Source organism: Pseudonocardia spirodelae (assembly GCF_037727765.1).
Classification (GTDB): Bacteria; Actinomycetota; Actinomycetes; order Mycobacteriales; family Pseudonocardiaceae; genus Pseudonocardia; species Pseudonocardia spirodelae.
The window spans coordinates 86,753-92,901 of the sequence record NZ_JBBJUP010000023.1; the positions used below are offsets into that span (position 1 = coordinate 86,753).

Annotated in this window: 5 protein-coding genes; 1 reads left to right on the plus strand and 4 read right to left on the minus strand. The window is 74.5% G+C overall.

The annotated features are described in order from the left end of the window. Nucleotides 1–315: a 30S ribosomal protein S6 gene (gene rpsF, locus WJX68_RS22975; RefSeq protein WP_043277749.1), complete on the minus strand. Its 315-nt coding sequence runs from the start codon at nt 313–315 to the stop codon at nt 1–3. A gap of 218 nt (nt 316–533) precedes the next feature. Between rpsF and WJX68_RS22980 the strand changes: the two genes are divergently transcribed. Continuing rightward, nucleotides 534–1,304, plus strand: a complete 771-nt coding sequence (locus tag WJX68_RS22980) for a deoxyribonuclease IV (RefSeq protein WP_340294566.1) — start codon at nt 534–536, stop codon at nt 1,302–1,304. 1 nt (nt 1,305) lies between these two features. Here the strand turns inward: WJX68_RS22980 and WJX68_RS22985 are convergent, their stop codons facing one another. From WJX68_RS22985 to WJX68_RS22995, 3 genes are all read right to left on the minus strand, one after another. Next, on the minus strand, nt 1,306–1,983 hold the full coding sequence (locus WJX68_RS22985; RefSeq protein WP_340294568.1) for an NUDIX hydrolase: 678 nt from the start codon (nt 1,981–1,983) through the stop codon (nt 1,306–1,308). Between the two features lie 110 nt (nt 1,984–2,093). Continuing rightward, on the minus strand, nt 2,094–3,626 hold the full coding sequence (locus tag WJX68_RS22990; RefSeq protein ID WP_340294570.1) for a glycosyltransferase family 87 protein: 1,533 nt from the start codon (nt 3,624–3,626) through the stop codon (nt 2,094–2,096). A 122-nt stretch (nt 3,627–3,748) separates the two neighbouring features. Further along, nucleotides 3,749–6,149: transglycosylase domain-containing protein (locus WJX68_RS22995; RefSeq protein ID WP_340294572.1), on the minus strand; the 2,401-nt coding region annotated here is incomplete at its 5' end.

Genomic DNA, 6,149 nt, shown 5'->3' on the forward strand with positions numbered 1-6,149 from the left:
TCAGCCGGCGGCGGGCGCCGGCGTGCGGGTGACGTCCTTGCGCAGGACCTTGGTGCGCAGCACGGACTCGTTCAGACCCAGCTGACGGTCCAGCTCGGCGACGGTGGCCGGCTCCGCGGTGATGTCGAGGACCGCGTAGATGGCCTCGCCCTGCTTCTTGATCTCGTAGGCCAGGCGGCGCTTGCCCCAGACCTCGATCTTCTCGACCGATCCGCCGTCGTTCTTCACGACGGTGAGGAACTGCTCCAGGGACGGCTGCACGGTGCGCTCGTCCAGGCCGCCGTCGAGGATGACCATGACCTCGTAGTGACGCATGAGAACCACTCACCTCCTATGGACTCGAAACGGTCACGACCCGGACGGCCGTGACAGGAGGTTCTCAGCGCACCCCGACAGTCTCGCCGTACATGCTCGGGAGCTGCGGGGATGCCCGACCAGGTTAGCAACGGCTCCCGGCCCGCCGACCTGCGGGTACGGCCGGGCCGCCGGAGCCGTCGCGGCGGGCTGTCGGGGGTCGTCGCTACCGTGCGGGCATGCAGATCGGTGCACACGTCCGGGACGCCGAGGACCCGCTGGCCGCGGCCGCCGAGGTCGGCGCCGAGGTGGTCCAGCTGTTCCTCTCCGACCCGCAGGGCTGGAAGAAGCCGCCGCCGCACCCGCGCGCGGCGGAGCTCGCGGCGTCGGAGGTCGGCGTCGTGGTGCACGCGCCCTACACGGCGAACGTGGCGTCCACGAACAACCGGATCCGCATCCCGAGCCGCAAGATCGTCCAGCAGCACCTGGCCGGGGCCGCCGAGGTGGGCGCGTTCGGCCTGGTCGTGCACGGCGGGCACGTCACGAAGGACGACGACCCGGCCGCCGGGATCGACAACTGGCGCAAGTTCGTCGAGCGCCAGGCCGGCGAGCACGGCTTCGACGTGCCCGTCCTGATCGAGAACACCGCGGGCGGGGACAACGCGATGGCGCGCCGGTTCGACGCGCTGGGCCGGCTGTGGGACGCCGTCGGCGAGTTCGGCGTCGGCTTCTGCCTCGACACCTGCCACGCCTTCGCCGGCGGCGAGGAGCTGGCCGGGATCGTCGACCGGGTCCGCGCGATCACCGGCCGGATCGACCTGATCCACCTGAACAACTCGCGCGACGCGTTCGACTCCGCCCGCGACCGCCACGCCAACATCGACGACGGGACGATCCCGCCGGACGAGCTCGCCGCCGTCGTCGCGGCGGCGGGGGCGCCGGTCGTCGTCGAGACCCCGGCCGAGGGGCAGGCGCGCGACATCGCGTTCCTGCGCGAGCACGCGGGCTGACTCACCGCCAGGCGAACACCGGCTGCTCCAGGTGCGCGACGCGGGTCGCGCGCCCGTGCAGGACGACCTCGCGGAACTGGTGGAGCACCGCGCCGGTCGGGGCGTGCACGAACCGGCCGAACAGCGGCACCTGGATCACCGGCGCGTCGGACTCGGGGATGGTGAGGAAGCGCGGCTCGTGGTCGATCTCGGCCAGCGGCGGCCGGTGCAGCTCGGCGACCTCGTCCGGGTTCGGCACCGGCTCCCCGGCCCCGCCGGCCCACAGCACGACCGGGGTGATGACGTAGCCGGAGCGGGTCGGGTAGTCGTCGAGCAGGCCGAGCACGCGGTCCGCGCCGAGCTCGAGACCGATCTCCTCGGACACCTCGCGCCGCCCCGCCTGCTCGGCGGTCTCGCCGGGGTCCAGGCGGCCGCCCGGCAGCGCCCACTGCCCGGAGTGGGCCCGCAGCGACCGGGCGCGCCGGGTCAGGACGAATGCGACCTCCTCGGCGAGCCGGCCCTCGCCGGTGGCACCGGGGACCGGCAGCAGCGTCATGGTCACCGCGGCCGCCCGCCTGCCGTCCCGGTCGGCCTCCGACGCGACGTGCCGCTCGGCCGGTGGGAGCACCGCCAGCGCCGCCGCGACACGCTCCCGCAGCCGCTGCTGCACCGGATCCGGGACCACCACGTCGTCGGCCATGTCCCGATCGTCGCACCCCGTCGCGCACGGGTCCGGGCGTCACCGCCCACGTCACACCCGTGCGGCGGCACCGGACCGGCCGGTCCGGGCGGGGTGCGGCCCGGGCCCGGTCAGCCCGCGGTGCCGGGCCGGGGACGGGCGGCGCGCGACGGCCACGGCTCGGGTGCCGCGGCGCGGGCGGCCCGGGTGCCCTCCGGGGGGCCACCCCGCCCGCGCCGCCGGGCCCGTGCGGGAACGGCCGTCGGTGCGGCCGCCGGGGTCGTGCTGGTCCGGGGGCGGCGCGGACCGACCGGCCACGCCGGCTCCGGGGCCCGGTCCGGGTCGGTGCCGGGGCGCAGGACCTGCCGGACGACGAGCACGCACAGCGCGACCACGACCGCGTCGCGGACCAGCACCGTGACCAGGAACGGCTCCGGTGGCAGCCCCTTGTTCGCGACCCCGAGGTACTGGTACATCCGCGGCACCCAGACCAGCGCGTCGACGGTCATCCACGCCAGCAGCAGCCGCCAGCGCGGCAGCGCGAGCACCGCGAGCGGCACCAGCCACAACGAGTACTGCGGGCTCCACACCTTGTTGACCAGCAGGAACGCCGACACCGTGAGGAACGCGAGCTCGGCGACGGCGGGCGGGCGCGGCGCCCGCAGCGCGAGCCAGGCGATCGCGGCGAACGCCAGCACCATCAGCACCGCGGTGATCGTGTTCAGCACGGCGGGGGACTGCCCGGACTCCAGGGGGCCGTCGAACCCGGACCAGCCGGTGAACGAGTACAGCGAGTACCAGAGCGAGTCCGGGTCGGCCGGCCGTGTCCGGTTGAGCAGGAAGAACTCCGCCCAGCCGCGCGGCCAGGCCAGCGCCACGGGCAGGTTCACCGCGGCCCACGCCACGACGGCGGCACCGATCGTCCACCCGGCGCGGGGCAGACCGCCCTCGGACCGGCGGCGCCACCCGACGAGCAGCACCGGCAGGAGCAGCAGCAGCGGGTAGAGCTTGGCCGCCCCGCCGATCCCCAGCAGGACCCCGGCCCACACCGGGCGGTCGCGGCGCAGCGCCAGCAGCGCTCCCGTCGCGAGGGCGACCGTGAGCGTGTCGAAGTTGGTGAAGGCGTGCACGAGCGCGAGCGGGGACAGGGCGACCAGCGCGGCGTCCCAGGGCCGCTCGGGGCGCAGCATCAGCACCGCCCAGACGACCACCAGCCAGGCCGCGGCCAGCCAGATCGCGGTCACGTCGAAGTAGACGACGACGTCGAGCGCGGTCGGCAGCGGCAGCCGCTGCGCGAGCCACTGCCAGCCGTCGGTCAGCTGGGCGTTGAGGTACTGGAAGAAGCCGGTGACCACCGGGTACTCCATGTACCGGGCGGTGCGCGAGCCGTCCTCGGCCGTCTCGTACCAGGCGTCGCGGTAGGGGACGCCGTCGTCGGCGAGGCCCTCGAGCCCGTAGAGCGGGACGGTGTCGGAGTAGCACATCGCGACGTACTGGCGGTCGTTGCGCCAGTCCAGGGCGAGCACCCCGTCCGCGGTGCGGTACTGCTGCAGACAGGCCGCCTTGCCCACCCAGGACAGCGCCAGCACGACGACGGCGAGCAGCAGCACGACCCGCAGCGGGGTCCACCACCGGGCGCGACCGACCAGGGCGTGGCGGCCCATCGGTCCGCCCACCACCCGGCTCGCGGCGCGCGCGAGCGGCTCGGTCCAGGTGGGGATCTCCCGGCCGGGGTCGTCCGCCCCGGCCGGAGCGGGGGGTGCGGCGCCCGGCCGGGCGCCTGCGGTCAGTTGCCGCCCCCGCTGTCACCCGGGTTCGGGCCGGAGCCGTCGGAGCCGGGGCCGCCGTCGCCCGACCCGTCACCGCCGGAGCCGTCGCCCCCACCGCCGGAACCGTCACCGGAGCCGTCGCCGGAGCCACCGCCGCCGGAGCCGTCGCCGCCGCGGCCGCCGTTGTCACCGCCCCGGCCACCGTTGTCGCCGCCCCGGCCGCGGTCGCCGCGGTCGCGCCCGTCGCCGGGCTCGGAGGTGGAGCTCGGCTGCCCGGAGTCCTGACCGCTGTCGGTGGACACCGCGCGGGTGGGGGCCTGGCCGATCGGCTCGAAGTCGGAGAACTGCTCCGCCGGGGTGCCCTGCAGGACGTCGTTCATGAACGACTGCCAGATCGACCCGGGCAGCATCCGGCCGTAGACCGGACGCCCGGCCGAGTTCTTGATCGGGCTGTTGTCGTCGGTGCCGACCCACACCGCGGTGGACACCGACGGCGTGTAGCCGACGGTCCACGCGTCGTTGTTCTGGCCCTCGACGCTGCTCTGCACGGTGCCGGTCTTGGCCGCGACGGGACGGCCGTCCAGCCCGATCCGCGACGAGCTCGCGACGTCGGTCATGGACTCGGTGACGTTCCGCGCGACCTGCGCGTCCATGACCTGCTGGCCGTTGTCGGCGGTACCGCGGTCGTAGATGACGCGGCCGTCGCTCGCGGTGACCTTCGCGACGAGGAACGGGTCGCGCTTCATGCCGTCGGCGGCGAACGTGGCGTAGGCGGCCGCCATGTCCTCGGGGTGGACCTCGCGGTCACCCAGCGAGATGCCGCCGGCCGGGTTCGGCAGCAGGTCGGCCGGGATGCCGGCCTGGTGGGCGGCGTCGGCGACCTTCTGCGGGCCGACGTCGAGGCCCATCCGGTAGAAGACCGTGTTGATCGACTTGGTCATCGCGTCCTTCACCGAGCACTGGCCGCAGCTCACGCCCTCGGAGTTGGTGACCGTGGTGCCGGCCAGCTCCTGCGGGGAGGAGCCGTCGTAGATCGTGCCGAGGCCGACCGGCGGGCTGGCCTGCAGCGCCGCGGCCAGCACGAACGGCTTGAACGACGAGCCGGGCTGCTTGAGCACCGAGGCGTAGTCGAGCCCGACGCCGTTCTCGCCGCCGTAGTAGGCGATGACCGCGCCGGTCTTCGGGTTCACCGACACCAGCGAGGACCGCAGGTTGTCCGGCTGGCCCTGCATGACCTGGGCGACGGCCTTCGCCGCGTCCTCCTGGGCCTTGGGGTCGATCGTCGTCGTGACGGTCAGGCCCTGGGTGTTGATCTCGGTCTCGGAGATGCCGATGCGGTCGAGCTCGGCGCGGGCGGCGTTGTAGATGTGGCCCTTGTCGTCGCCTGGGATGCCGCCGCCGTCGGACGCGGACGCCTCGCGCCACTGCGGGAACTGCTGCTGGGCGCGGTCGGACTGGCTCATCCAGCCCTGGGCGACCATGCCGTCGAGCACGAAGTTCCACCGCTGCTTCGACATGTCCGGGTTCTTCGCCGGGTCCCAGCGCGACGGCGACTGGATCAGCCCGGCGATCATGGCGCCCTCGGAGGCGTTCAGGTCCTGGACGTTCTTCCCGAAGTACGCCTGGCTGGCGGCCTGGATGCCGTAGGCGCCGCGACCCAGGTAGATCGCGTTCAGGTAGTTCTCGAGGATCTGCTCCTTGGTCATCTCCTTCGACATCTTCGCGGCGAGCACGACCTCGCGGAACTTGCGGAAGAGCGAGTACTGGTCGTTGCCGGTGGTCACCTTGATGTACTGCTGGGTGATCGTCGAGCCGCCGCCGATGCCGCCGGAGAGCTGGTTGAGCACGGCCCGGGCGATGCCGGTGATGTCGAAGCCGGGGTTGGAGAAGAACGTGCGGTCCTCGGCGGACAGCACGGCCTGCTGCACCGGGACCGGGACCTGGTCGAGCGGGACGCTCGTCCGGTTGACGTTGTCCGGCCGCACGGTCGCCAGGGGCGCGCCGTCGGCGTAGGTGAAGGTCGCCACCTGGGTGACGGCGATGTCGTCGGCGTTGGGCACCGGGAGGACCAGCCAGCCGATCGCGAACGCGACCAGCGGGCCGACCACCGCGACGGCGGCCAGCCCGAGCACCCAGCGGCGGATCCGGCGCCGGCGGCCGGGCTTCGCGCCGCCGTCGCCGTCGCCGGGGCCGCGGCCGCCGTTGCGGCCGGGAGGTCCCGGCGGCCTGCCGCCGCCGCGGCCCGCTGCGGTCGCGGGGCCCGCCGCGGCGCCGGCCGGGCGGCGCCCGGTGCGCTGCGGCGCCGCGGGTGCGACGGCGTGGGCCGCGCCGGCCTGCAGGGGCCGCGACACGGGGTCGAAGTGACCGACGCCCGAGTCGTCGTGGGTCAGCAGCGGGGGCGGGGACTGGGGCACCGGC